The organism is Salibacterium qingdaonense (assembly GCF_900114715.1).
GTDB lineage: Bacteria > Bacillota > Bacilli > Bacillales > Marinococcaceae > Salibacterium > Salibacterium qingdaonense.
The window spans coordinates 18,495-41,862 of the sequence record NZ_FOTY01000024.1; the positions used below are offsets into that span (position 1 = coordinate 18,495).

Here is a 23,368-nt window from a genome sequence, read left to right on the forward strand (position 1 = left end):
AGGGAAAAGAAGATGGCTATTAAAAGAACGAAACCCATTACAAATGGTCAGCGTTTCATGTCTATTAACAAGAACACGGAAGTAACAACAGAAAAACCGGAACGGACGCTGCTTGAACCAAAGCATAAAAAGGGCGGACGCAACAACCACGGTCGTATCACAGTTCGTCATCAGGGCGGCGGTCATAAACAACAGTACCGGCTCATCGATTTCAAACGCGATAAGGATGGAGTACCGGGCCGTGTAGCGACGATCGAATACGATCCGAACCGTTCAGCCAATATCGCTCTCATCCACTATAAAGATGGAGAAAAGCGTTATATTCTCGCACCGAAAAACCTTCGTGTAGGACAGGAGGTTGTCTCCGGACCGGAAGCAGATATTAAAACAGGAAATGCACTCCCGCTTGCGAATATTCCGGTGGGTACCATTATTCACAATATCGAACTGAAACCAGGACGCGGAGCGCAGCTTGTCCGTTCTGCCGGCGCCGAAGCACAGGTTCTCGGTAAAGAAGGCAAGTACGTACTTGTACGTCTTCGTTCCGGCGAAACCCGGCTTATTCTTGCAACATGCAGAGCAACTGTCGGTCAGGTAGGCAACATTGAGCATGAACTGGTTGTTATCGGGAAAGCCGGACGCGGCCGCTGGCTCAACAAACGCCCGGTTGTACGCGGTTCTGCCATGAACCCTGCAGACCACCCACATGGTGGCGGGGAAGGACGCGCTCCAATTGGACGTACGACTCAGGTGTCACCTTGGGGTCAACCTGCTGTTGGTTATAAGACACGTAAGAAGAACAAAGACTCCGATAAATATATCGTCCGCAGACGTAAAAAGAAAAAGAAATAAATCGATAGCGCGCGCAGAATATGCCGCAGCATAAACAACGAAAGGAGGTTTCCTCATGGCTCGCAGTCTAAAAAAGGGACCTTTTGTCGATGACCATTTAATAAAAAAGGTTGAAAACTTGAACGAAAAGAACGATAAGCAGGTAATTAAAACGTGGTCCCGCCGTTCTACAGTATTTCCACAGTTCGTAGGACACACATTCGCTGTATATGATGGAAGAAAGCACGTACCTGTATTTGTTTCTGAAGATATGGTTGGCCACAAACTTGGGGAATTTGCTCCCACCAGAACGTTCAAAGGCCACAAAAATGACGACAGGAAAACAAGACGGTAAGAAGAGGGGAGGTTCTGAAAATGCAAGCTAAAGCAGTCGCGAAACAAGTCCGCATTGCCCCCCGCAAAGCACGGTTAGTTGTTGACCTCGTCAGGGGCAAAGAAATCGGCGAAGCCGTCGGCATCTTAAAGAATACGCCGAAAGCTGCTTCACCGATTGTCGAAAAGGTTCTGAACTCCGCAGTGGCAAACGCGGAACACAATTACGAGATGGAACCGGAAGATTTGTATGTCAGTGAAATTTTTGTAGATGAAGGCGTCACGATGAAACGTTTCCGTCCCCGTGCGATGGGACGCGCTACCGGCATCAGCAAACGTACCAGCCACATTACAGTAGTGGTATCAGAAAAGAAGGAGGGATAATGAGTGGGGCAAAAAGTAAATCCAGTAGGACTTAGACTCGGAGTCATCCGTGACTGGGATTCCAAATGGTTCGCAGAAAACAATTATGCAACGTTGTTGCACGAAGATATAAAAATCCGTGAATATATCGAAAGCCGTCTGCAGGATGCTGCTGTTTCCACCGTGGAAATTGAACGGGCAGCCAACCGTGTGAACATCACCATTCACACCGCAAAGCCGGGAATGGTTATTGGTAAAGGCGGTTCTGAAGTGGAGATTCTCCGTAAAGCACTAAACGAACTCACTGGAAAAAGAGTTCACATCAACATTTCTGAAGTAAAAAATCCAGACTTGGATGCCAGACTGGTCGCTGACAACATCGCGCGCCAGCTTGAAAACCGCGTATCCTTCCGCCGTGCCATGAAACAATCTATTCAACGGACACTTCGTGCCGGCGCACAGGGTATCAGAACAGAAGTTTCCGGACGTATCGGCGGTGCTGATATCGCCCGTAACGAAAGTTATAATGAAGGAACTGTTCCACTCCACACACTGCGTGCCGACATCGATTATGGTACAGCGGAAGCTGACACGACGTACGGTAAACTTGGTGTGAAGATCTGGATTTATCGTGGAGAAGTCCTTCCATCGAAAGGTTCGAACAACGAGGAAGGAGGAGAATAAGTTATGTTAATGCCAAAACGCGTGAAGTTCCGCCGCGAACACCGCGGAAGAACGAAAGGCCGTGCAAAAGGCGGGACAGAAGTTTCTTTTGGTGAATTCGGTCTGCAGGCACTGGATCCGGCGTGGGTTTCCAACCGTCAGATTGAAGCAGCCCGTATTGCGATGACCCGTTATATGAAGCGTGGAGGTAAAGTCTGGATTAAGATCTTTCCGGATAAGCCTTACACTCAAAAGCCGCTTGAAGTACGGATGGGTTCCGGTAAAGGTTCTCCTGAAGGCTGGGTGGCTGTAGTAAAGCCAGGAAAAATTATGTTTGAAATCGCAGGTGTTTCCGAAGAAGTTGCCCGGGAAGCACTTAGACTTGCGTCTCACAAACTTCCAGTGAAAACGAAGTTTGTAAAACGTGAAGAAGTGGGTGGTGAGGCAAATGAAAGCTAATCAATTCAGAGACTTGACCTCAACAGAAATAGAAGAACAGACACAGACCCTGAAAGAAGAGCTCTTTAATCTCAGATTTCAGCTGGCAACCGGACAACTTGAAAATCCTGCCCGCCTTCGCAATGTCCGCAAGGATATCGCACGCGCTAAAACAGTGCTGCGTGAACGTGAGCTCGGTCTGAACAAAGCATAAAACAAGAGGGGAGGTTTGGCATAAAATGGCTGAACGTAACCAGCGGAAAGTCTATACCGGCCGTGTTGTTTCCGACAAAATGGACAAAACAATTTCGGTCTACGTCGAAACGTATAAAAAAGATTCCCTTTACGGCAAGCGTGTTAAAGATTCAAAGAAATTTAAGGCGCATGATGAGGACAATGCAGCAAAGCATGGAGACATTGTTAAAATCATGGAAACCCGCCCGCTTTCTAAAGATAAACGCTTCCGTCTTGTAGAAGTTGTTGAGGAATCCGTTATTATCTAAACAATCTTTTGTGAAGAAGGGAGGTTAAACGTCTATGATTCAAGAAGAAACCATGCTGAAAGTTGCTGATAACTCCGGTGCCCGCGAAATCAAAACCATTAAAGTACTGGGCGGCTCAGGACGCAAAACAGCCAATATCGGTGACATGATTGTATGTTCTGTGAAGCAGGCAACACCAGGTGGCGTTGTCAAGAAAAATGAAGTGGTTCGTGCTGTCATTGTACGTTCGAAAAGTGGTGCGCGCCGTCCGGATGGGTCTTATATCCGTTTCGGTGAAAATGCAGCCGTTATTGTCCGGGACGACAAAAGTCCCCGTGGAACACGTATTTTCGGACCAGTAGCACGGGAACTGCGCAGTTCTCAATATATGAAGATTGTTTCCCTCGCCCCGGAAGTTCTTTAATAAAAGCCAGTATGGCCCGATGAAGGAGGTGCGATCATGAGTCAACCGAAACTCCATGTGAAAACAGGCGATAAAGTCAAAGTCATCACAGGAAAAGATAAAGGCAGAGAAGGCGTCATCTTGAAGGCATTTCCAAGCCAGTCCCGTGTACTGGTTGAGGGTGTAAATGTTGTTAAAAAACACGAAAAGCCTTCTCAGGAAAATCCCCAGGGCGGCATATCCAATCAGGAAGCACCGATTCATGTCTCCAATGTGATGCCGCTGGATCCAAGCACGAATGAACCGACAAGAGTCGGATTTAAAATAGAAGACGGCAAAAAAATCCGTATCGCCAAAAAATCCGGCGAAGCCCTTGATAAGTAAGTCGTTGAGGAAAGGAGGTCCCTTTAATGAACGCGCTCAGAGAAAAATTCAAAAACGACATTGTGCCTCATCTGCACAATAAATACGAATACTCTTCCGTAATGGGAGTGCCAAAGGTCGAAAAGATCGTAATTAACATGGGAATCGGCGATGCAGTGCAGAATCCGAAAGCCCTTGATAAAGCAGTGGAAGAACTTTCACTTATCAGTGGTCAAAAACCACTTATCACCAAAGCAAAGAGATCCATTGCAGGATTTAAGGTACGTCAGGGTATGCCGATCGGTACCAAAGTTACTCTCCGTGGACCAAGAATGTATGAGTTCCTGGAAAAGCTGATTAACGTTTCCCTTCCGCGTGTCCGTGACTTCCGCGGTGTTTCGAACAAAGCCTTTGACGGCCGCGGCAATTTCACGCTTGGTGTGAAAGAGCAGTTAATTTTCCCGGAAATCGAATACGATAAAATAGATAAAGTACGAGGCATGGATATTGTCATCGTAACATCAGCCGAGACGGACGAAGAAGCTTATGAGCTGCTCGACCAGATGGGCATGCCGTTTAAAAAATAAATTGAACATGTAAAGGAGGTAAATGGACCTTGGCAAAAAAATCGATGGTCGCCAAACAGCAACGTCCTCAAAAGTTCAAAGTGCGCGAATATACGCGTTGCGAGCGTTGCGGACGTCCTCACTCCGTTATGCGTAAATTTAAACTCTGCCGGATTTGTTTCCGCGAGTTAGCCTATAAAGGACAAATTCCAGGCGTTAAAAAAGCCAGCTGGTAAGCCCGAGACAGGGAAGGAGGTAAATCGATATGGTCATGACTGATCCAATAGCAGATATGCTGACCCGCATCCGGAATGCGAACACGGTCCGCCACGAGAAGCTTGAACTTCCGGCATCGAATCTGAAAAGTGAAGTTGCCAATATCCTCAAGCAGGAAGGCTTTGTCCGCGATGTGGAGTCTGTAGAAGACAATAAACAGGGACTTATCCGTATCTTTTTGAAATACGGTGCGGAAAATGAACGTGTTATTACAGGACTGAAACGAATCAGTAAACCCGGACTCCGCGTTTACGCCAAAGCAGAGGAGCTCCCTCGTGTTCTCGGCGGACTGGGAATTGCAGTTATTTCAACGTCCTACGGTGTAATGAGCGATAAAGAAGCAAGGAAAAAACAAATCGGCGGCGAAGTACTTGCTTACGTTTGGTAATGAAAACTGAGTCAGAACGGAGGTGTATTGAATGTCACGTATTGGTGTAAAACCTATTGAGCTCACAAGTGATGTTACGGCAGCGTTGGAGGGTAACACAATCACGGTAAAAGGACCAAAAGGGGAATTGACCCGTAACCTTCATCCTGAAATTAAAGTAAACGTCGGTGAAGAAGAGATCACATTCGAACGTCCAAGTAATAATAAGCAGCACCGCTCTCTTCATGGCACAACCCGCAGTATTGTGAACAACATGGTGGAAGGTGTCAAAAACGGATTCGAAAAAAACTTGGAACTTGTCGGTGTCGGTTACCGCGCAAGCAAATCCGGGGAAAAAGTGGTATTGAACGTCGGCTATTCCCATCCGGTTGAAGTGGCACCGGAAGAAGGAATCGAACTGGAAGTACCATCGAATACCAAAATAGTGGTTAGAGGAATTGACAAGGAACGTGTCGGAGCCACGGCTTCCAACATTCGTTCTGTAAGACTTCCAGAGCCTTACAAAGGTAAAGGCATCCGTTATGAAAACGAACATGTCCGTCAAAAAGTAGGTAAGACTGGTAAGTAACGTTTCCGCTAATCGTCACGAAAGGAGGAACGCAGCATGACAACAAAATCCAAAAAGTATGCAAACCGGAAAAGACGCCACGCCAGTATCCGGCAGAAAATTAAAGGCACAAGTGAGCGTCCGCGTTTAAACGTATTCCGTTCTTCCAAGCACATCTATGCACAGCTTATTGATGATGAAAAAGGGGTTACCCTCACATCTGCTTCGACGATGGAAAATGGTATGGATGTCGAGAACGGCGGCAACAAAGAAGCAGCAAGCAAAATTGGTGAAGTTGTAGCTAAACGCGCATCTGAAAAAGGTTACGAGACCGTTGTATTTGACCGTGGCGGTTTTGTTTATCACGGACGTGTGCAGGCTTTGGCTGATGCAGCACGCGAAAACGGACTACATTTCTAAAATGATGGGAGGGAAACACATGCAGATTGATGCCAGTAAACTTGATGTTGAAGAAAGAGTTGTAGCGATAAATCGTGTAGCTAAAGTTGTGAAAGGCGGCCGCCGCTTTCGTTTCGCAGCTATTGTCGTTGTAGGTGACCGTAACGGACACGTTGGATTCGGCATGGGTAAAGCCGTTGAAGTACCGGAAGCGATTCGTAAAGCTGTAGATAACGGCAAAAAGAATCTGGTTCAGGTTCCGATCAGCGGAACAACCATTCCACACCAGATTGTCGGCCATTTCGGCGCCGGGAATGTTCTGTTGAAGCCGGCCTCCGAAGGTACCGGAATCATTGCAGGCGGACCGGTCCGCGCTGTACTTGAACTTGCAGGTGTGCAGGATATTCTTTCTAAATCTCTCGGTTCCAACAACCCAATTAACATGATACGCGCTACAATTACAGGTCTGACTGAACTTAAATCAGCAGAGCAGGTTGCCAGACTACGTGGTAAAAGCGTTGAAGAATTGTTAGGATAAGGAGGGAAAGAATATGGCCAATAAAGTGGAAATCACCCTCAGCCGCAGCTTAATCGGAAGACCACAGGAACAGCGTGATACTGTAGAGGCGCTGGGTCTCCGCAAAGTTAATCATTCCGTTGTGAAAGAAGATAATTCTGCAATCCGCGGTATGATTAATAAAGTATCTCATTTATTGACGGTAAAAGAACGGAACGCGTAACGTAAGATTTCTGTGATAGGGAGGTGTCATCATGAAACTGCATGAGTTGAAGCCGTCTCACGGTCCAAACACAGCCCGCAAGCGTGTGGGACGTGGACAAAGTTCCGGTAAAGGTAATACGGCCGGACGTGGAGAACACGGTCAGAATTCCCGCAGCGGCGGTGGTGTCCGTCCAGGCTTTGAGGGTGGTCAAAACCCCATTTACAAACGTCTGCCAAAGCGTGGTTTTACTAATCCAACACGCAAAGAGTTCGCCATTGTAAATGTAGAAAAGCTCAACCGTTTTGATACGGGGACGGAAGTCACGCCGGAACTGCTTATTGAAACAGGCGTTGTCAAAAACGCCGGAAGCGGCATTAAGATTCTTGGTAACGGCAGTGTTGATAAAGAACTCACTGTTAAGGCAAACAAGTTCTCTGCTTCCGCAGCAAAAGCAATTGAAGCGGCAGGCGGAAAAACAGAGGTGATCTAATGTTCCGCGGAATTTCCAATATTTTTCGCGTGAAAGATCTGCGAAACAAAATTCTCTTCACACTCACCATGTTAGTTATTTTCCGGATCGGGAGTTTCATTCCGGTACCGGGATCTAACAATGATGTGTTGAATTTTGCGGACCAAGCGAACGCGTTCGGCTTTCTGAATACGTTCGGGGGCGGCGCGCTGTCTCAATTCTCGATTTTTGCCATGGGTGTTATGCCCTATATCACGGCATCCATTGTCGTCCAGCTTTTAAGGATGGACGTTGTGCCGAAATTTACAGAATGGGCGAAACAGGGTGAAGCCGGACGGAAGAAGATGGCCCAGTTCACGCGGTATTTCACTGTCATACTTGCTTTTTTGCAGGGTCTTGGAATGTCGATAGGGTTTAACAACATCTTTTCAGGCTTAATTCCTGATCCGAGCATTCCGAAGTATATTTTTATTGCTATTGTTATGACGGCTGGAACCACTTTTCTTATGTGGCTTGGTGAACAGATTACAGCCAAAGGTGTCGGTAACGGGATTTCGATTTTAATCTTTGCAGGTATTGCTGCCGGTATTCCAAGTGGAATAAACCAGCTGTATGCCACCCAGATACAGGATGCCGACCGGCTTTTCACCGGTATTGTCACGGTGCTTTTCCTGGCTATCGGGGTCCTTGCCATTATCGTGGGCGTCATTTATGTTCAGCAGGCTCTGCGGAAAGTCCCGATTCAGTACGCAAAGCGTCTGGTAGGGCGGAGTCAGGCTGGCGGGCAGTCGACCCATCTTCCATTAAAAGTGAACTCGGCCGGCGTTATTCCGGTGATTTTTGCTCTATCCTTATTTATATTCCCTCCAACTGTAGCCGGGTTTGTCGGAGAGGATAATGCTGCTGCGCAGTGGGTTATCCAGAACTTCGATTACACACAGCCTGTTGGAATGGTTGTTTATGCGGCTTTGATCATCGGTTTCACGTACTTTTACACATTTGTTCAGGTTAACCCCGAACAGATGGCAGATAATCTGAAAAAGCAGGGAGGATACATCCCAGGTATCCGACCGGGTAAAACAACAGAAACTTACATCCGCCGGGTTTTATACCGGCTGACATTTGTCGGTGCTTTGTTTCTGGCCGTTGTTGCGATTATCCCTGTTTTTTTCATTGCGCAGCTTGGTCTGCCGCAGTCGATTCAGATCGGCGGCACCGGACTGCTTATCGTTGTAGGCGTGGCGCTTGATACGATGAAACAAATCGAAAGCCAGCTTATACAAAGAAGCTATAAAGGGTTTATTAAATAAAGATAGGTGAGGGAAAGGAAGCTGTCCTGCAGCGTTTTTTCCCCGGCTGAAATCGGAAACGTTGGAGGAGATATCATGAATTTGATATTAATGGGGCTGCCCGGTGCCGGTAAAGGCACGCAAGCCGAAAATATTGTAGAAAAACACGGCATCCCTCATATTTCCACCGGAGATATGTTTCGCGCTGCTATCAAAAATGAAACGGAACTCGGTAAACAGGCAAAATCGTATATGGATGCCGGTGAACTCGTACCGGATGAAGTAACGGTTGGTATTGTCCGGGAAAGACTCGGGCAACCTGACTGCAGTGAAGGATTTCTACTGGATGGTTTTCCGCGGACCGTCGCGCAGGCAGAAGCACTGGAAGGTATTCTTTCAGATTTGAACACATCTTTAGACTATGTTCTTAACGTTGAAGTGGAAAAGGACAAACTGGAAAAAAGATTAACAGGGCGCCGGGTCTCACCGACCAGCGGAAGAACGTACCATATTGAATTTAATCCGCCGCAGCAGGAAGGCATCTGCGATGTGGACGGAAGCGAGCTCATCCAAAGAGATGATGATAAGCCGGAAACCGTACGTAAAAGACTTGACGTAAATATTGAACAGCAGCAGCCTTTGATTGATTTCTATAACGAAAAAGGTTACCTTCGCAATATCGATGGAGATCAGGACATTGACAAAGTATTTCAGGACATTGAAGAACTATTGAAAGGACTTCATGCATGATTATTTGTAAAACCGATCGAGAACTCGGTATAATGCGGGAAGCGGGTAAAATTGTCGCGCTGACCCATGAAGAAATGCGCAGGCATATTCAGCCGGGCATTACGACCCAGCAGCTGAATGACATTGCCGATGCATTTATCCGTAACCACGGAGCAGTTCCGTCATTTAAAGGCTATGGAGGCTTCTCCGGCAGCATATGCGTCTCTGTAAACGAAGAATTGGTACATGGAATTCCGGGCAGCCGCAAGCTCAAAGACGGCGATATCATCTCCATTGACATCGGAGCAGATTACAATGGATACCACGGAGATTCTGCCTGGACGTATCCGGTTGGAGATATTTCGGCAGAAGACCAGCGTCTGCTTGATGTGACCGAGGCTTCTCTTTTTAAAGGGTTGAACGAAGCACAGCCGAAAGAACGTCTTTCCAATATCTCCAATGCAGTACAAACGTATGTGGAACCACACGGGTTTTCGATTGTACGGGAGTATGTCGGACACGGTGTCGGCCAGGATCTGCATGAAGATCCTCAGATTCCTCATTTTGGTCCGCCGGGGAAAGGCCCGCGCCTGAAACCCGGGATGGTGTTGGCCGTAGAACCAATGGTTAACGCAGGTGAGCGTTACGTTCATACACTTTCGGATAACTGGACAGTTGTAACAACCGATGGCAGAAACTGTGCTCATTTTGAGCATACCATTGCAATAACCAATACAGGTTTTGAGATTTTAACAAAAGCCTGATGTTAAAGGTGATGCGAGGATGAATGATGCTGAATCGCCGCCCGGGGTCGGTCGGATCGTCCGTATTGTACAGGGTCGGGAGACCGGCAACTACGCGGTTGTCATTGGAGTGGTGAGTGAGCGTTTTCTGCTTCTGGCAGATGGGGAAAAACGCAAATTCGACCGGGCTAAGAAGAAAAATATAAGCCATGTGGAGGTTACTCCGCATGTTTCCAATGAAGTCAAACGAAGTATTGAGGAAACCGGGCGTGTTACCAATGCAAAATTAAGGTTTGCTTTAAGCAGTGCGCAGGAACAGCCGCAATTGCTGAAGGAAGGAGAGTAATGCATGGCCAAAGATGACGTTATTGAAATGGAAGGGACCGTAGTTGAGCCGCTTCCAAACGCAATGTTCCGGGTGGAACTGGAGAATGGGCACAAGATTCTCGCTCACGTTTCCGGTAAAATTCGGATGCACTTTATCCGTATCCTTCCCGGAGATAAGGTAACTGTTGAAATTTCGCCGTACGATTTGTCCCGTGGACGGATTACGTACCGCTATAAATAAATGCTGACGGACTGTGCAGCCTGGATAACAGATCTGTAATTGTGTATGCTCTCGCATGTACTCCGCACAGTTAAGGAGGTAAACAAACATGAAGGTGAGACCATCAGTCAAACCAATTTGTGAAAAATGCAAGGTCATTCGCCGTAAAGGTACGGTCATGGTGATCTGCTCCAACCCGAAACACAAACAAAAACAAGGCTAAGAAAAGGAGGTGCAGCGTAAATGGCACGTATCGCAGGTGTTGATATTCCACGTGATAAAAGACTTCCCATTTCACTAACTTACGTATACGGTATCGGAAAGTCCCTTGGTCAGCAGATTGTAGAGGAAGCCGGTATTGATGCAAGTACCCGTGTCCGCGATCTGACCGAAGAAGAACTGGGCCGTGTCCGTTCCATTGTCGACGACAACTATCTGGTGGAAGGGGATCTCCGCCGGAATCATTCCCTGAACATCAAGCGTCTTATTGAAATCGGAAGCTACCGAGGTATCCGTCACCGTAGAGGACTTCCGGCAAGAGGACAGAAAACGAAGAACAATTCCCGTACCCGTAAAGGTCCGCGCCGTACGGTAGCGAACAAACGGAAATAAACAAGTAAAGGAGGTACATGTATTATGGCTAAAACCAGAACAAACACCCGTAAACGCCGTCAGCGTAAAAATATAGAGTCCGGGGTCGCCCATATCCGTTCCACGTTTAACAATACGATTGTTACCATCACGGATACACAGGGAAATGCACTGTCGTGGGCAAGTGCAGGAGCTCTTGGATTCAAAGGGTCCCGTAAATCCACTCCTTTTGCGGCTCAAATGGCTGCAGAGTCAGCTGCAAAAACCGGCATGGAACACGGTCTCAAATCCGTTGAAGTTGCGGTGAAAGGTCCGGGAGCCGGCCGTGAAGCGGCAATCCGTTCCCTGCAGGCAACTGGTCTTGAGGTGAGCATCATCCGCGATGTGACTCCGGTCCCTCATAATGGCTGCCGTCCACCGAAACGTCGTAGAGTGTAACCCGAGAGAGGTATTAGTTTTCCCTGAAATGTCAATAATGGGTAAGGCTTTGAAAACGGAACTCCTGCTTATTATTGACGAAAAAGGTGTGTCATATTGTCGGGAACTGCCTATTGCAACATCCCGGGATGCTGAATTACAGCTCTTGGGTGTGGACGTTTTGAAGGAGGGTATATACCAGAATGATCGAAATCGAAAAGCCTAATATCGAGACGGTTGAAGTAAGCGAGGATACCAAATACGGCAAATTTGTCGTAGATCCGCTCGAACGCGGTTATGGTACTACATTGGGAAACTCCTTGCGTCGAATCCTTTTATCCTCCCTTCCAGGGTCTGCTGTCACTACGGTTCAGATTGACGGCGTTCTTCATGAATTCTCCACCATCGAAGGTGTTGTCGAGGACGTAACTACGATTGTCCTGAACTTGAAGAAGCTGGCTCTGAAGATATACTCCGATGAAGAGAAAGTATTGGAGATTGACGCGCAGGGCGAAGGTGTCGTCACCGCCAAAGATATCACCCATGATAGTGATGTCGATGTCCTTAACACGGACCTGCACATCGCAACGCTGACCAAAGGTGCCAACTTTCATATGCGTATGACCGCACAGCGCGGCCGTGGTTATGTGCCGGCGGAAGGTAATAACAGCGATGACCTGCCGATTGGTGTACTTCCGGTTGATTCCATTTATACTCCGGTGGACCGTGTCAATTACCAGGTGGAAAACACACGTGTTGGACAAATCACCAATTATGATAAATTGACCTTGGATGTATGGACAGATGGAAGTATCCGTCCGGAAGAAGCTATTTCGCTCGCCGCTAAAATTATGAATGAACATCTAAATATCTTTATCGGGCTGACGGATCAGGCTCAAAATGCGGAAATTATGGTAGAGAAGGAAGAAGATCAAAAAGAAAAGGTTCTGGAAATGACGATCGAAGAGCTGGATCTTTCGGTTCGTTCCTATAACTGCCTGAAACGCGCCGGTATTAATACCGTACAGGAGCTGACGCAGAAGTCTGAAGAGGATATGATGAAGGTTCGTAATCTCGGACGCAAGTCGCTTGAAGAAGTACAGGAGAAACTGGGAGAACTTGGACTCGGTCTTCGCAATGAAGACTAATCCAGTGTAACCTTAGTGTCCCGGAAAAAGGAGGGAAATATACATGTCTGCATATCAAAAATTAGGACGCGACAGTTCCGCACGTAAAGCATTGTTCCGTGATCTGGTCACAGACCTCATCATCAATGAGCGTATTGAAACGACGGAAGCAAAAGCAAAAGAACTGCGTCCCATTGCTGAGAAAATGGTAACACTCGGAAAACGTGGTGATCTGCATGCGCGCCGTCAGGCAGCTCAGGTTATCCGTAAAGAATCGGCAGATGAAGAAAACAGCCAGGATGCCATTCAGAAACTATTCGATGATGTTGCTCCGCGCTATGAAGAGCGCCAGGGCGGTTATACGAGAGTTCTGAAAGTAGGCCCTCGTCGCGGCGATTCAGCTGAGTTGGCGATTATTGAATTTGTATAAACGTACGCGTTTATGCTTTCTTTTCGTGAAAAAGCGTATAAATAGGGTTGCAAGGGCAGGACTACCTGATACAGGGAGACGTCTGTGCCCTTTTTTTATTTCTTTTGAAGACGTCTGTGCCCGCCTTCAGCTGGAAATTCCGCTTTATTGTTAACCTTTCATCATAAATGTGTTAACATTTTAAGAGCGATAATGAGAGCAGCGAGGGGTAAACATGGCGGCGATTCAATTTAAACAGGTGATGTATCACTATAACGAAACAGATATGCCGGCACTGGTGGATGTTGATGCCGAGGTGAAAGACGGAGAGTGGACAGCTGTCATCGGTCCAAATGGATCCGGGAAGTCTACGCTGGCCCGTCTGTGTAACGGACTTCTTCTTCCATCAAAAGGCGAAGTGAACGTTCACGGAGCATCTACGAAAGATGATGCTGTCCTATCCGGCATACGCCGCAGGGTTGGTATGGTTTTTCAGAACCCGGATCATCAATTTGTAGCACCAACTGTGCGGGATGACATAGCATTTGGAATGGAAAATGCCGGCGTGGCAAGAGCCGAGATGAAGCGCCGGATCCAGAAAGTGGCGGAACAGACAGGAGTCCACCACCTTCTTGATACGGAACCGCACCGCCTGTCCGGCGGTCAAAAACAACGCGCGGCCATTGCAGGGGTGCTGGCTCTTAACCCGGATATTATGATTCTGGATGAGGCATCTTCCATGCTCGATCCAGCCGGAAAGAAGGCGGTCATGGAGACGGTCCGGCACCTTCATAAAGAAGAGGGCATGACCGTGCTGTCCATTACACACAGTCTGCATGAAGCCATGGAGGCGGACAGAGTCTGGTATATGGAAGAAGGGCGACTGCTGCATGATTGTCGTACGTCCGATATCATGCAGCATTTGGATCTGCTGGAGGAACTGAATATGCCGCTCCCTTATTCATTCGCTCTTTTGAAGCAGGCACGGCAGGCCGAAAACCTGGATCCGTTTTGGCTCCAGGCCATCCGGGAGGCGGTGGAATGAACGTATCGGCAGAGCATCTAAACCATATATATATGCCGAAAACCCCACTTGAAACCCATGCCTTACGGGACATTTCCTTTGATGTGCCGGATGGTTCCGTTACAGCTGTCATCGGGCGGACAGGATCCGGTAAATCTACGCTTGTCCAGCACCTGAATGGTCTTTTAAAACCGACTACAGGTCAGGCGGAGGTTGGTGGACACCGCATCCATCCGAAAATGAAGCGAAAAGAAATAACGGCTCTGCGAAAACAAGTCGGTATGGTATTTCAATACCCGGAACATCAACTTTTTGAGGAAACGGTTGAAAAGGATATCATGTTCGGCCCGCTTAATTTGGGATATTCAAGGGAAGAGGTGCAGCAGATACTGCCGGATCTTCTAGAAAAAGTAGGGCTGGATGATTCGCTCCTGCCTCGTTCTCCATTTGATCTAAGCGGCGGACAGATGCGCCGGACGGCCATCGCCGGTGTTCTTGCGATGAAACCGTCTCTCTTGATTTTGGACGAACCGACTGCCGGACTGGATCCCGAGGGACAGCAAAACATGATGCGTCTCTTTGAGAACTGGCATCAAAAGAACGGGACGACAATTATCATGATCACGCATCAAATGGAAGAGGCAGCTGTACTGGCGGACAATGTACTCGTAATAGAGAACGGAATGATATGCATGGAAGGAAGCCCCGAAGAGATCTATAAGAGAGAGGCAGAGCTCAGAGAACTGGATCTTGATCTTCCGGAACGGACGAAGGTATTGCAGCGAATTGAAGCACAAACCGGCATAACGTTCTCTTCGCTTTCTCTTTCCCCGGAAGAAGCGGTCGAAGAAATGAGCAGGCATCAGCCGGGGAGGAAGACGGATGTTTGAGCATGTTGTTGTCGGCCAGTACCTTCCCGGTCATTCTTTTTTACACCGGATGGATGCACGTGCGAAGCTGGTGACCGTATTTCTGTTTGTATGCACGGTTTTCATGGTGGACTCCTGGTTTGCATATGGAACGCTCGGCAGTACCGCGGCCGCAGCGTTTATCATTTCCGGAGTGTCGCTGCGTTACATGCGCAAGGGGATGTTTCCGGTCTTTCTCTTAGTGTTGTTTACATTTTTACTGCACGCCCTGTTTACCCGTGAAGGGGAGGCATGGATAAGTGTCTGGGGTTTCACTTTATACAGCGGCGGAGTGGAAGAAGGCCTGTTTATCGCTCTGCGGCTGCTTATGCTTGTGTTTATCACGTCGCTTTTGACGCTGACGACCAGTCCGATTGATTTAACTGATGCACTGGAGCAGTTGTTCCGCCCGTTTCAGCGTTTTGGCGTACCGGCACGGGACATTGCCATGATGATGTCTATTGCCATACGATTTATTCCGACCCTCCTGCAGGAAACGGAGAAGATCGTGAAGGCCCAGATGTCCAGAGGAGCGTCATTTCACCATGGATCGTTAAAAAAGCGCGCACAGGCTTTTACAGCGCTTCTCGTGCCGCTCTTTATGCGGGCCTTTAAGCGTGCAGAAGATCTGGCGCTTGCAATGGAGGCAAGAGGCTATAACAGTGGAGCAGGCCGTACGAAGCTCAGGCAGCTGGTATGGGGCTGGCGTGACACGACGGCCTGTTTGTTTACAGCAGCGCTGGGTGTCTTCTTGATTGTGTTCGGAAAATAAGGAGAGATACTCATGCAGAGAGTAAAAGCAGTTGTCCGTTATGACGGAACACACTTTTCAGGATGGCAGGTGCAGCCCGGTAAGCGGACGGTGCAGCTGGAGATGGAACGGGTGCTCACAAAGATTCATAAAGGAGAGCATGTGCCGGTGGTGTCTTCCGGGAGAACGGATTCTTCGGTCCATGCGCTCGGCCAGGTGATCCATTTTGATACGACACTTGCCGTTCCGGAAGAAAAATGGCCGAAAGCTCTGAACCAGCTGCTCGCAGCGGACGTCCAGGTGACGGAGGCAGCCTTTGTGGATTCTTCTTTTCACGCCCGTTTTGATGCACTTGAAAAAACGTACCGGTACCGGGTTCACCTCACGAAAGAAAGAGATATTTTCAGACGTCATTATGTTTATTTTTATCCTTATCCAATCAGTGTGGAGGATATTAAACGGGCCGCCCCGCACCTTACCGGCACCCACGACTTTTCTTCCTTCTGTTCCTCCCGTACCGATGTGACAGATATGGTCCGCACGGTGCATGAGGTGGGTGTGGAAGAACGCGGAGATGAACTTCTTTTTACCTTCCGTGGAAGCGGCTTTTTGTATAACATGGTACGAATTATGACAGGTACGCTGCTTGAAGTCGGAAAAGGGCTGCGCCGGCCGGAGGATATGCCGGCTGTGATAGAAGCGAAGCAGCGGGAATCCGCCGGAAACACGGCGCCGGGCCATGCCTTATACCTGTTGGAAGTCCGTTATGAGTGAAATAATATACAAACAACGAATCCGTGCGTTGCAGGCATTGACATAAGCATGTCGATATTATATGATATAGTTTGGCATTTCAAATCCCACTAGCCCCGGGATCGGAAATGAAAACGATGAAGATGAGTGCAACCAAATAAACGAAACGTACATGATACAGGATCAGGAGGGAAAACAATGCGTACAACTTACATGGCAAAGCCTGGTGAAGTAGAACGAAAGTGGTACGTGATTGACGCGGAAGGCGAAACACTCGGCCGTCTTGCCAGTGAAGTAGCGTCACTTCTCCGCGGCAAGCATAAGCCGCAGTATACCCCGCATATTGACACAGGTGATAACATCATTTTGATTAATGCATCGGGTATTAAGCTCACCGGAAGCAAGCTTGAGGACAAGTATTACTACAGTCACAGCCAGTATCCGGGCGGACTGAAACAGACCCGTGCGATGGATATGCGCCAGAACAAACCGGAGCGTATGCTGGAACTGGCTGTAAAAGGGATGCTTCCAAAAGGATCTCTCGGCCGTCAGCAGGCGAAGAAGCTTCACGTCTACGCCGGCTCGGATCATAAACACGAAGCACAACAACCGGAGAAGTACGAACTTCGCGGATAAAACAAAAGGGAGGGTATTCACTTGGCACAAGTTCAATATTACGGCACCGGACGCCGTAAAAATTCCGTAGCCCGTGTTTTTGTTGAACCAGGCGACGGAAATATTACCATTAATGACAGAAGCATTGACGAGTATTTTGACCTGGAAACGCTGAAGCTTGTTGTGAAGCAGCCGCTCGCAGAAACAGGCACAGAAGGACAGTATGACCTGAAAGTCAACGTCGACGGCGGCGGCTTTACTGGTCAGGCCGGCGCAATCCGCCACGGTCTTTCCCGCGCTCTGCTGGACGTAGATCCTGATTTCCGTAAAACGCTGAAAGACGCTGGTTATCTGACCCGCGATTCCAGAATGAAAGAACGGAAAAAGTACGGTCTCAAATCCGCACGCCGTTCTCCGCAGTTCTCGAAGCGTTAAAATTCCCTTTATACATTGGGTGCAGCCCTCTTTGTTCCTTGTTGGAGCAGAGAGGGCTTTTTATTTTGTGAAGGACAAAGCAGAAAAGAGCAGGGATGCGCTTTGGTTTTTCAGGGGGCTGCCGCCTTATCGACCGTTTGCTCCCTCATTCAGCAGGTGGATGAACCGCTGCGGCCATTAGCAGCCTGGAAAGGAAGCACACTGCCCGCGGAATACTGTTTGATGGACACTACGGTACTTAAGATGTGAAATAGTGGCTTACGGCAGATGTGTCGGAGCCATTAACCGCCCGAACCGGCTTTCCAGTGTCCATAAAAACAGTTTTTACGCACACTACGTTTAATCTTCGGGCACTTAGTGTCCATCCACCCAAAAAAGCGAAGCGCACCTAAAAATCGAAAACCCGGTCACCTGTAACGGCTGTGGGCCTGCTGAACGCCTTGGTGCAGAACTGGCATATACCGTTAGTATGGCAGCGCCGATCCATCACATACTATGACGTGAAGGGGGAGGTCAGATGGGGATTGTCATATCACTGGAGCCGCACCGTATCCAAAAGGAATGGAAGGAAGAAAAGCGCCTCCTGCAGGATCTTGATGTGCGGGAAGTGAAAGCAACGGCGGAAAAAGTTTTTACGCCGGTGTTCCACCGGTTTGAGTTTCCGTATTCCTTTCTGGAGGAAGCCTGCATGGATCTTGCTTTGGAAGCTTTTTTATCCGGGGGAAAATTCAGTCGGTATGTGGAAAACCGGGCACTGCCTTTCACGTTTCAGCTGCAGGCTGGCGCGGCAGCCGGCGGGATTGCCGAAGAACTGTATGAATTTATGCAGTGCTGGGTGGAAGACGACCCGGGCTGTTATTATAAAGAGATGAAAGAAGCGGTCGACTCCTTTATTATGTATTGGTGGAAACGAGGTCTTGAAACCGGCGTAAGAAAGCAGTCCACGGATTTTCGAAAGCGATGATGTTGTGTAATAAATGACCCGCCCCCTCATATAAATAAAACAAGCTGGGTTATCGATAAAGGAGCGGGCGTTTTATGAAAAAATGGCTTGGTATTGCCATTCTGTTCATAGTATTAGCAGCGTCGGGCTGGCTTATACAGAGCTGGATGATGCCGCAGACAGTGACTTCGTGGAACACACCATTATCAGGAAAAGTGATTATTCTGGATCCGGGACACGGCGGGGTGGACGGCGGCGCCTCCACCCGGGGGGAGGAGATCCTGGAAAAGGATGTAGCGCTTTCCATAAGCTTTATGCTGCGTGATTATCTGCAGGAAGCAGGGGCTCTTGTATTGATGACACGTGAAGGGGACTACGATTTAGCCGGCAGCGATGTAAAAGGATACAGCCGTCGTAAAACGGAAGATCTCCATAAACGCCTCGATATTGTGAACGAAAGCGGGGGAGATTTATTTCTCAGCCTGCACTTGAATGCTGTTCCTTCCACCCGTTGGAGTGGAGCGCAGACGTTTTATCAGCCGAGTGTTCCGGAAAATGAGACATTGGCCAGGCTCATTCAAACAGAGATGAGAGAGGTGCTGGAGCGGACAACCCGGGAGACGAAAGGAATAAGGGAAATTTTTCTATTGAATCAGGCGGATATACCAGGAGCACTCGTGGAGGCTGGCTTTCTGTCTCATCCCGAGGAAGGGCGGCTTCTTGGGAAAAAAGAACATCAAAATAAAATCGCGGTTTCTATTTACCGCGGAATTCTTCGGTACTACGGAGGGGAAGAACCAGAAGCTCTGTAGTTGCAAACGTTTGAAAAAGATGCCGTAAAAACGGTATGCTGTAGGAGAAGCATACAGCGCTGTAAAGGAAGGTGTCCGATTTGTTAACCGAAGAACAAATCCGCGAGGCTCTCGAGAAAATCCAGGATCCGGATCTTCATAAAAGCATCGTGGAAACCGGAGGAGTCCGGGAGATAAAAATAAAAGAAGACAACGTCAGTCTTAAGATTGCGCTTGCCAAGACCGGAACAGCCGAGCAGATGCAGGTGCAGCAGAACATTGTACAGATAGTAAAAGAAGCAGGCGCTGAATCAGTCGGCCTGCGTTTTGATACGTTGTCAGATGAAGAAGTAAGAGAAATGGGCGGAGCCGAAGACGAAGAAGAAGAAGGAAAACCTTCCCTTCTCTCAGAGAACAACCCGGTCGAGTTTATTGCGGTGACAAGCGGGAAAGGCGGGGTAGGCAAATCGACAGTCTCCGTCAATATCGCAACATCCCTTGCTAAAGCCGGAAAGAGAGTCGGCATTATTGATGCAGATATCTACGGTTTCAGTGTACCGGATATGATGGGCATTGAAGACCGTCCAACCGTGCAGGGAGAAACGATTTATCCGGTGGAACGCTTTGGTGTCAAAGTGATTTCCATGGGCTTTTTCGTGGAAGATAACGCCCCTGTCGTCTGGAGAGGACCAATGCTCGGTAAAATGCTGAATAACTTTTTCAATGAGGTCGAGTGGGGAGATCTTGACTACCTGATTCTCGACCTGCCTCCAGGAACAGGAGACGTGGCACTCGATGTGCACACGATGCTGCCTGAATGTAAGGAACTTGTTGTGACAACGCCGCACGCAACTGCTGCTTTTGTCGCAGCCCGTGCCGGAGCCATGGCGATCAAGACAAACCATCAGATTCTCGGTGTGATTGAAAACATGGCCTACTTTGAAAGCAAAAAAACCGGGGAGCTGGAGTACATTTTTGGTCAGGGCGGCGGCGATCGTCTGACAGAAGAGCTGAAAACAGAAATGTTCGGCCGGATCCCGCTCGGCCAGCCGGATATGGAAAAAGAAGACTTCGCTCCATCCGTGTATGAATCCGACCATCCAATCGGAGAAATATACAACGATATCACAAGCCGTATCATGGAAAAGATCGGCAAGTAAGGAAAAGGAGCTGTATCAAAAGGTACAGCTCCTTTTCTGTAATATAGAAAATTCACCTCAGGCAGAAGCGGAAGGCGGCGACGCCAGCGGTAAGCGTCCGCCTGCAGCGGATGCCTTAACGTTTAACGGCTTTTGATACAGCCCCTTTTTAAAACAAGGACACACATGGTTCTTAACTGCCTCCGCCGCTGGAAGAAGAACCACCACTTTGGCCGCCTTCCTTGCTCATCTGCTTTTCCGCTACTTTATCAAGAATTTTGGTTATTTTCGTTTTAAAACGCGGACTTTCCATCGCTTCACTCATAATCGTCATAACCTGCTGCCGGTACTCTTTCCCTTTCATCAATTCCAATGTTGCTTTTTCCATCTCCGGATCTTTCATCACATCCATCATCATCTGCTGATATTCCGGATCTTTCATTAAGTTTTTCAGCATCTTTTCATTATTTTTCTGCATGCTGTCGGCAAAGGTTTTGGAGAACTTCGGATCTTTCAGCATTTCCTGCCAGAAGGATTTTCCTTTCTCAGCGGTCAACGTATCTTCCACTGTTTTTTTGAGAATCTCCTGGTCCATGACGATTTTTTCGCGCATCTTTTCGTCACTCATGATGTCGCTTATTGCTTGTTTGCCTTCATCAGACTTCAGCAAATCAACGAGCATTTTTTTTGTTTCTTCGTATTTAGGACTCCCCTGATCTTCGGCGGCTTGAGCACAGCCGGTCAATAATAAGAAGAAAAATAAAGACAACGTGATTTTTTTCAGCAGGGTCGGCATGAATCCACGCTCCTTTCCATGACATGAATGCGGTGGTGTTTTGATTAACATGCCTCAGATATGAAAAAATTATGCATATAACAGAGGCTGTGTAGCTTTTTGCCGGATTGATTGGTAAAATCAGTACGGAAATGATTCATTCATAAAGAGGAGCGCGATAGCGTTGAATACACGAAAGCTTGTTTATTTGTTTTTTTCCACTCTGCTGATCGGGGCATCGAGTGGTGCTGTTATCGGAGTGCTGCTTGATACGGATACATACTTCGGCGGTGGTTTTCTTAATTTCTTTTTTGGTCTGCTTTGGATGTTCGGGGTGAGTGCTGCGATTAGTCTGGTTGCACAGATGGGGTACTTTGCCTACCTTACATTGCAGCGGCTTGCCTTGGGATTATTTAAATCCGTAACACTTTGGAACCGCATCCAGGTGGTACTTGTTCTCTTCGTCCTGTTTGATCTGGTTTATCTGCGGTATATTTCATTTGCCGAACCAGGGGAAACACTTGCCGGTTTTATGGTGATGCCTCTGCTGCTTCTGGCGTACAGCGCAGTGGTTGCGTTTTGGAAGCGGCGGGAGACGAATAAAGAAACCTTTGTACCAGCTCTGTTTTTTATGTTTGTGGTGACGACAATTGAGTGGGTTCCTGCGTTAACGGTTGATGTTGTGAATGATACGAAATGGCTCTGGATTTATGTCACCCCGCTCCTTGCCGCCAACACATGGCAGCTGCTTCTTTTGCACCGTTTGACAGGCGACGGCCGGAAGAATGCCTCCTGATTAAACAAACGTTTGATCAGGAGCAGGCGGGGGCGCCGGAGAGTTTACGGTGCAGCCAGCTCCTCTACGTCTGTCTCCGCCTGGGAAATAAGCTCATCAAGCGAGGAAAAAGTATATCCTTTTTCACGGAGATCCTCAATAATTACAGGCAGCGCTTCGCCTGTCTGTCTGGCAGAATCGGAAGCGTTAAGCAAAATAACGTCACCCGGCTGCAGTGCGCCTGTTACATCAGATACGATTTGTTTCACTCCGGGATTTTCCCAGTCGTCCCCTCCTACACTCCAATGTACGGTAGTGTATCCGGATTTAGTGATTGTTTCCAGAACAGAAGGAGTGAAATCGCCGTGCGGTGGACGGAAATACTCCACATCGATACCGGTGACATCATTGATTTTTTTATGACTCAAATTCAAATCCCTTACGATTGCCTCTTCGTCCATGTTCGGATAATGGTCATATCTGTAGCCATGACTGCCGATTGTATGACCATCTTCCATCATCCGTTCCATGATGTCGGGATGACGTTCCGCCCATGCTCCGGAAACAAAGAACGCTGCTTCGACTTCCTTTTCTTTTAATATATCAAGAATGGGGACGGCCCGGTCTTCTCCCCAGCTGATATTGAATGTTAAGGCGGTTTTTTTCTCATCAATGTCAGCCCGGTAAAAAGCAGAAGGTCCTTCTTCCGTCGAGAAAACAGGAAGAACGGAACGGTTCATCCAGGCCCCTCCGATTACAATGAATAAGGCGATAGCTGTCAGAATGTACATACGCATGCGACGGCTGCTGAGAATCCAAACTTTTCTGGGCAACGCGTTCGTCTCCTTTCCTCAGGTAGTCCTGTCCTAACTATATTCCTTATAGGACAAGATATGACGGAGCGGACCGTTGAAACATTATTCTTATACACGAAAAGGAACGGCATACCTCAGGGCAGCGTAACGAAGCCTCTTGATAGTAACTTAGGGAGGGATGATGAAAAAAATGAAGGATAAATTAAGTTTTTTGTAGAAAAGGATTGACCGTACCCTGCCTGCGTGTTAAATTATTAAATGCGCCATCGAGAGAGGCGGACATTTCAACGAACATTCACATTTTGTTGTTGACTTTATTTTCGTTGAGTGATATTATGAATAAGTCGCTAATTAAGCGGCGGTGACATCTGCCCTTTGAAAATTGAATGAAAGTCAAGCGTCTGTCAATTCAAATGGTCTACGGACCATACAGATAAGAAACACAAGCACAGCATCAAACTTTTTTAATGGAGAGTTTGATCCTGGCTCAGGACGAACGCTGGCGGCGTGCCTAATACATGCAAGTCGAGCGCGGGAAGCGGACGGAAA

General features: G+C 48.0%; 39 protein-coding genes and 1 rRNA gene. 38 read left to right on the plus strand and 2 right to left on the minus strand.

Annotation, left to right across the window (positions count from 1 at the left end):
- Positions 1–12: 12 nt before the first annotated feature.
- From rplB to BM058_RS14495, 36 genes are all read left to right on the plus strand, one after another.
- Positions 13–852: a 50S ribosomal protein L2 gene (rplB, locus tag BM058_RS14320; protein ID WP_090927738.1), complete on the plus strand. Its 840-nt coding sequence runs from the start codon at positions 13–15 to the stop codon at positions 850–852.
- A gap of 55 nt (positions 853–907) precedes the next feature.
- On the plus strand, positions 908–1,186 hold the full coding sequence (rpsS, locus tag BM058_RS14325) for a 30S ribosomal protein S19 (RefSeq protein ID WP_090927739.1): 279 nt from the start codon (positions 908–910) through the stop codon (positions 1,184–1,186).
- Between the two features lie 20 nt (positions 1,187–1,206).
- Positions 1,207–1,548 carry a 50S ribosomal protein L22 gene (gene rplV / locus BM058_RS14330; protein WP_090927740.1) on the plus strand — a complete coding sequence of 114 codons (342 nt, stop codon included), beginning with the start codon at positions 1,207–1,209 and terminating at the stop codon, positions 1,546–1,548.
- A 3-nt stretch (positions 1,549–1,551) separates the two neighbouring features.
- The gene (rpsC, locus tag BM058_RS14335; RefSeq protein ID WP_090927741.1) at positions 1,552–2,211 is read left to right on the plus strand and encodes a 30S ribosomal protein S3; all 660 of its coding nucleotides are present in this window, start codon (positions 1,552–1,554) and stop codon (positions 2,209–2,211) included.
- A 3-nt stretch (positions 2,212–2,214) separates the two neighbouring features.
- On the plus strand, positions 2,215–2,649 hold the full coding sequence (gene rplP / locus BM058_RS14340) for a 50S ribosomal protein L16 (protein WP_090927742.1): 435 nt from the start codon (positions 2,215–2,217) through the stop codon (positions 2,647–2,649).
- Complete coding sequence (gene rpmC / locus BM058_RS14345; protein ID WP_090927743.1) at positions 2,639–2,842, plus strand: 50S ribosomal protein L29; 204 nt, start codon at positions 2,639–2,641, stop codon at positions 2,840–2,842. The genes rplP and rpmC overlap by 11 nt, the downstream gene beginning before the upstream one ends.
- Before the next feature lie 25 nt (positions 2,843–2,867).
- The gene (rpsQ, locus tag BM058_RS14350) at positions 2,868–3,131 is read left to right on the plus strand and encodes a 30S ribosomal protein S17 (RefSeq protein WP_090927744.1); all 264 of its coding nucleotides are present in this window, start codon (positions 2,868–2,870) and stop codon (positions 3,129–3,131) included.
- 34 nt (positions 3,132–3,165) lie between these two features.
- Positions 3,166–3,534 carry a 50S ribosomal protein L14 gene (gene rplN, locus BM058_RS14355; RefSeq protein WP_090927745.1) on the plus strand — a complete coding sequence of 123 codons (369 nt, stop codon included), beginning with the start codon at positions 3,166–3,168 and terminating at the stop codon, positions 3,532–3,534.
- 36 nt (positions 3,535–3,570) lie between these two features.
- Positions 3,571–3,897 carry a 50S ribosomal protein L24 gene (gene rplX / locus BM058_RS14360; RefSeq protein WP_090927746.1) on the plus strand — a complete coding sequence of 109 codons (327 nt, stop codon included), beginning with the start codon at positions 3,571–3,573 and terminating at the stop codon, positions 3,895–3,897.
- 26 nt (positions 3,898–3,923) lie between these two features.
- Complete coding sequence (gene rplE, locus BM058_RS14365; protein WP_090927747.1) at positions 3,924–4,463, plus strand: 50S ribosomal protein L5; 540 nt, start codon at positions 3,924–3,926, stop codon at positions 4,461–4,463.
- A gap of 29 nt (positions 4,464–4,492) precedes the next feature.
- The gene (locus BM058_RS14370; RefSeq protein ID WP_090927748.1) at positions 4,493–4,678 is read left to right on the plus strand and encodes a type Z 30S ribosomal protein S14; all 186 of its coding nucleotides are present in this window, start codon (positions 4,493–4,495) and stop codon (positions 4,676–4,678) included.
- 29 nt (positions 4,679–4,707) lie between these two features.
- Positions 4,708–5,106, plus strand: coding sequence for a 30S ribosomal protein S8 (gene rpsH, locus BM058_RS14375; protein WP_090927749.1), 399 nt, complete (start codon positions 4,708–4,710; stop codon positions 5,104–5,106).
- A gap of 31 nt (positions 5,107–5,137) precedes the next feature.
- Positions 5,138–5,674 (plus strand): 50S ribosomal protein L6, encoded by a 537-nt coding sequence (gene rplF / locus BM058_RS14380; RefSeq protein ID WP_090927750.1) that lies wholly within the window; start codon positions 5,138–5,140, stop codon positions 5,672–5,674.
- A 36-nt stretch (positions 5,675–5,710) separates the two neighbouring features.
- A complete protein-coding gene (rplR, locus tag BM058_RS14385; RefSeq protein ID WP_090927751.1) occupies positions 5,711–6,073 on the plus strand; it encodes a 50S ribosomal protein L18 in 363 nt (120 codons plus the stop codon).
- Between the two features lie 19 nt (positions 6,074–6,092).
- A complete protein-coding gene (gene rpsE, locus BM058_RS14390; RefSeq protein WP_090927752.1) occupies positions 6,093–6,590 on the plus strand; it encodes a 30S ribosomal protein S5 in 498 nt (165 codons plus the stop codon).
- Positions 6,591–6,603: 13 nt separating this feature from the next.
- Positions 6,604–6,792 (plus strand): 50S ribosomal protein L30, encoded by a 189-nt coding sequence (gene rpmD / locus BM058_RS14395; protein WP_090927753.1) that lies wholly within the window; start codon positions 6,604–6,606, stop codon positions 6,790–6,792.
- A 31-nt stretch (positions 6,793–6,823) separates the two neighbouring features.
- Positions 6,824–7,264: a 50S ribosomal protein L15 gene (gene rplO, locus BM058_RS14400; protein WP_090927755.1), complete on the plus strand. Its 441-nt coding sequence runs from the start codon at positions 6,824–6,826 to the stop codon at positions 7,262–7,264.
- Entirely contained in the window at positions 7,264–8,553 is a 1,290-nt protein-coding gene (secY, locus tag BM058_RS14405) for a preprotein translocase subunit SecY (RefSeq protein WP_090927757.1), read from the plus strand. Before rplO ends, secY begins: the two co-directional genes overlap by 1 nt.
- Positions 8,554–8,628: 75 nt before the next feature.
- Complete coding sequence (locus tag BM058_RS14410; protein WP_090927760.1) at positions 8,629–9,282, plus strand: adenylate kinase; 654 nt, start codon at positions 8,629–8,631, stop codon at positions 9,280–9,282.
- On the plus strand, positions 9,279–10,025 hold the full coding sequence (map, locus tag BM058_RS14415) for a type I methionyl aminopeptidase (RefSeq protein ID WP_090927762.1): 747 nt from the start codon (positions 9,279–9,281) through the stop codon (positions 10,023–10,025). The genes BM058_RS14410 and map overlap by 4 nt, the downstream gene beginning before the upstream one ends.
- A gap of 19 nt (positions 10,026–10,044) precedes the next feature.
- A complete protein-coding gene (locus BM058_RS14420) occupies positions 10,045–10,350 on the plus strand; it encodes a KOW domain-containing RNA-binding protein (protein WP_090927764.1) in 306 nt (101 codons plus the stop codon).
- 3 nt (positions 10,351–10,353) lie between these two features.
- The gene (gene infA / locus BM058_RS14425; RefSeq protein ID WP_022794490.1) at positions 10,354–10,572 is read left to right on the plus strand and encodes a translation initiation factor IF-1; all 219 of its coding nucleotides are present in this window, start codon (positions 10,354–10,356) and stop codon (positions 10,570–10,572) included.
- An 88-nt stretch (positions 10,573–10,660) separates the two neighbouring features.
- Positions 10,661–10,774, plus strand: a complete 114-nt coding sequence (gene rpmJ, locus BM058_RS14430; protein WP_026702374.1) for a 50S ribosomal protein L36 — start codon at positions 10,661–10,663, stop codon at positions 10,772–10,774.
- 20 nt (positions 10,775–10,794) lie between these two features.
- Complete coding sequence (rpsM, locus tag BM058_RS14435) at positions 10,795–11,163, plus strand: 30S ribosomal protein S13 (RefSeq protein ID WP_090927766.1); 369 nt, start codon at positions 10,795–10,797, stop codon at positions 11,161–11,163.
- 24 nt (positions 11,164–11,187) lie between these two features.
- A complete protein-coding gene (gene rpsK / locus BM058_RS14440) occupies positions 11,188–11,580 on the plus strand; it encodes a 30S ribosomal protein S11 (protein ID WP_090927768.1) in 393 nt (130 codons plus the stop codon).
- A 182-nt stretch (positions 11,581–11,762) separates the two neighbouring features.
- Entirely contained in the window at positions 11,763–12,707 is a 945-nt protein-coding gene (locus tag BM058_RS14445) for a DNA-directed RNA polymerase subunit alpha (RefSeq protein ID WP_090927770.1), read from the plus strand.
- Between the two features lie 43 nt (positions 12,708–12,750).
- The gene (gene rplQ, locus BM058_RS14450; protein ID WP_090927771.1) at positions 12,751–13,116 is read left to right on the plus strand and encodes a 50S ribosomal protein L17; all 366 of its coding nucleotides are present in this window, start codon (positions 12,751–12,753) and stop codon (positions 13,114–13,116) included.
- Positions 13,117–13,330: 214 nt separating this feature from the next.
- Positions 13,331–14,140, plus strand: a complete 810-nt coding sequence (locus BM058_RS14455; protein WP_090927773.1) for an energy-coupling factor transporter ATPase — start codon at positions 13,331–13,333, stop codon at positions 14,138–14,140.
- Positions 14,137–15,009: an energy-coupling factor transporter ATPase gene (locus tag BM058_RS14460; RefSeq protein ID WP_090927775.1), complete on the plus strand. Its 873-nt coding sequence runs from the start codon at positions 14,137–14,139 to the stop codon at positions 15,007–15,009. Before BM058_RS14455 ends, BM058_RS14460 begins: the two co-directional genes overlap by 4 nt.
- A complete protein-coding gene (locus tag BM058_RS14465; RefSeq protein WP_090927777.1) occupies positions 15,002–15,799 on the plus strand; it encodes an energy-coupling factor transporter transmembrane component T family protein in 798 nt (265 codons plus the stop codon). Before BM058_RS14460 ends, BM058_RS14465 begins: the two co-directional genes overlap by 8 nt.
- 12 nt (positions 15,800–15,811) lie before the next feature.
- Positions 15,812–16,552: a tRNA pseudouridine(38-40) synthase TruA gene (gene truA, locus BM058_RS14470; RefSeq protein WP_090927779.1), complete on the plus strand. Its 741-nt coding sequence runs from the start codon at positions 15,812–15,814 to the stop codon at positions 16,550–16,552.
- A gap of 177 nt (positions 16,553–16,729) precedes the next feature.
- The gene (rplM, locus tag BM058_RS14475; RefSeq protein ID WP_090927781.1) at positions 16,730–17,167 is read left to right on the plus strand and encodes a 50S ribosomal protein L13; all 438 of its coding nucleotides are present in this window, start codon (positions 16,730–16,732) and stop codon (positions 17,165–17,167) included.
- Between the two features lie 21 nt (positions 17,168–17,188).
- The gene (gene rpsI, locus BM058_RS14480; RefSeq protein WP_090927783.1) at positions 17,189–17,581 is read left to right on the plus strand and encodes a 30S ribosomal protein S9; all 393 of its coding nucleotides are present in this window, start codon (positions 17,189–17,191) and stop codon (positions 17,579–17,581) included.
- 517 nt (positions 17,582–18,098) lie between these two features.
- Positions 18,099–18,545: a DUF2521 family protein gene (locus BM058_RS14485; RefSeq protein ID WP_090927785.1), complete on the plus strand. Its 447-nt coding sequence runs from the start codon at positions 18,099–18,101 to the stop codon at positions 18,543–18,545.
- Positions 18,546–18,619: 74 nt separating this feature from the next.
- Entirely contained in the window at positions 18,620–19,336 is a 717-nt protein-coding gene (gene cwlD, locus BM058_RS14490) for an N-acetylmuramoyl-L-alanine amidase CwlD (protein WP_090927789.1), read from the plus strand.
- 80 nt (positions 19,337–19,416) lie between these two features.
- On the plus strand, positions 19,417–20,475 hold the full coding sequence (locus BM058_RS14495; RefSeq protein ID WP_090927791.1) for an Mrp/NBP35 family ATP-binding protein: 1,059 nt from the start codon (positions 19,417–19,419) through the stop codon (positions 20,473–20,475).
- Positions 20,476–20,647: 172 nt separating this feature from the next.
- Here the strand turns inward: BM058_RS14495 and gerD are convergent, their stop codons facing one another.
- Complete coding sequence (gene gerD, locus BM058_RS14500) at positions 20,648–21,250, minus strand: spore germination lipoprotein GerD (RefSeq protein WP_090927793.1); 603 nt, start codon at positions 21,248–21,250, stop codon at positions 20,648–20,650.
- 163 nt (positions 21,251–21,413) lie between these two features.
- Here gerD and BM058_RS14505 point away from each other — a divergent pair, with 163 nt between their 5' ends.
- Positions 21,414–22,025, plus strand: a complete 612-nt coding sequence (locus tag BM058_RS14505) for a KinB-signaling pathway activation protein (protein WP_090927796.1) — start codon at positions 21,414–21,416, stop codon at positions 22,023–22,025.
- Between the two features lie 44 nt (positions 22,026–22,069).
- Here the strand turns inward: BM058_RS14505 and BM058_RS14510 are convergent, their stop codons facing one another.
- The gene (locus BM058_RS14510) at positions 22,070–22,837 is read right to left on the minus strand and encodes a polysaccharide deacetylase family protein (protein ID WP_090927798.1); all 768 of its coding nucleotides are present in this window, start codon (positions 22,835–22,837) and stop codon (positions 22,070–22,072) included.
- A gap of 446 nt (positions 22,838–23,283) precedes the next feature.
- On the opposite strand from BM058_RS14510, the gene BM058_RS14515 reads away from it, so the two are divergent.
- A 16S ribosomal RNA gene (locus BM058_RS14515) occupies positions 23,284–23,368 on the plus strand; the annotation flags it as partial.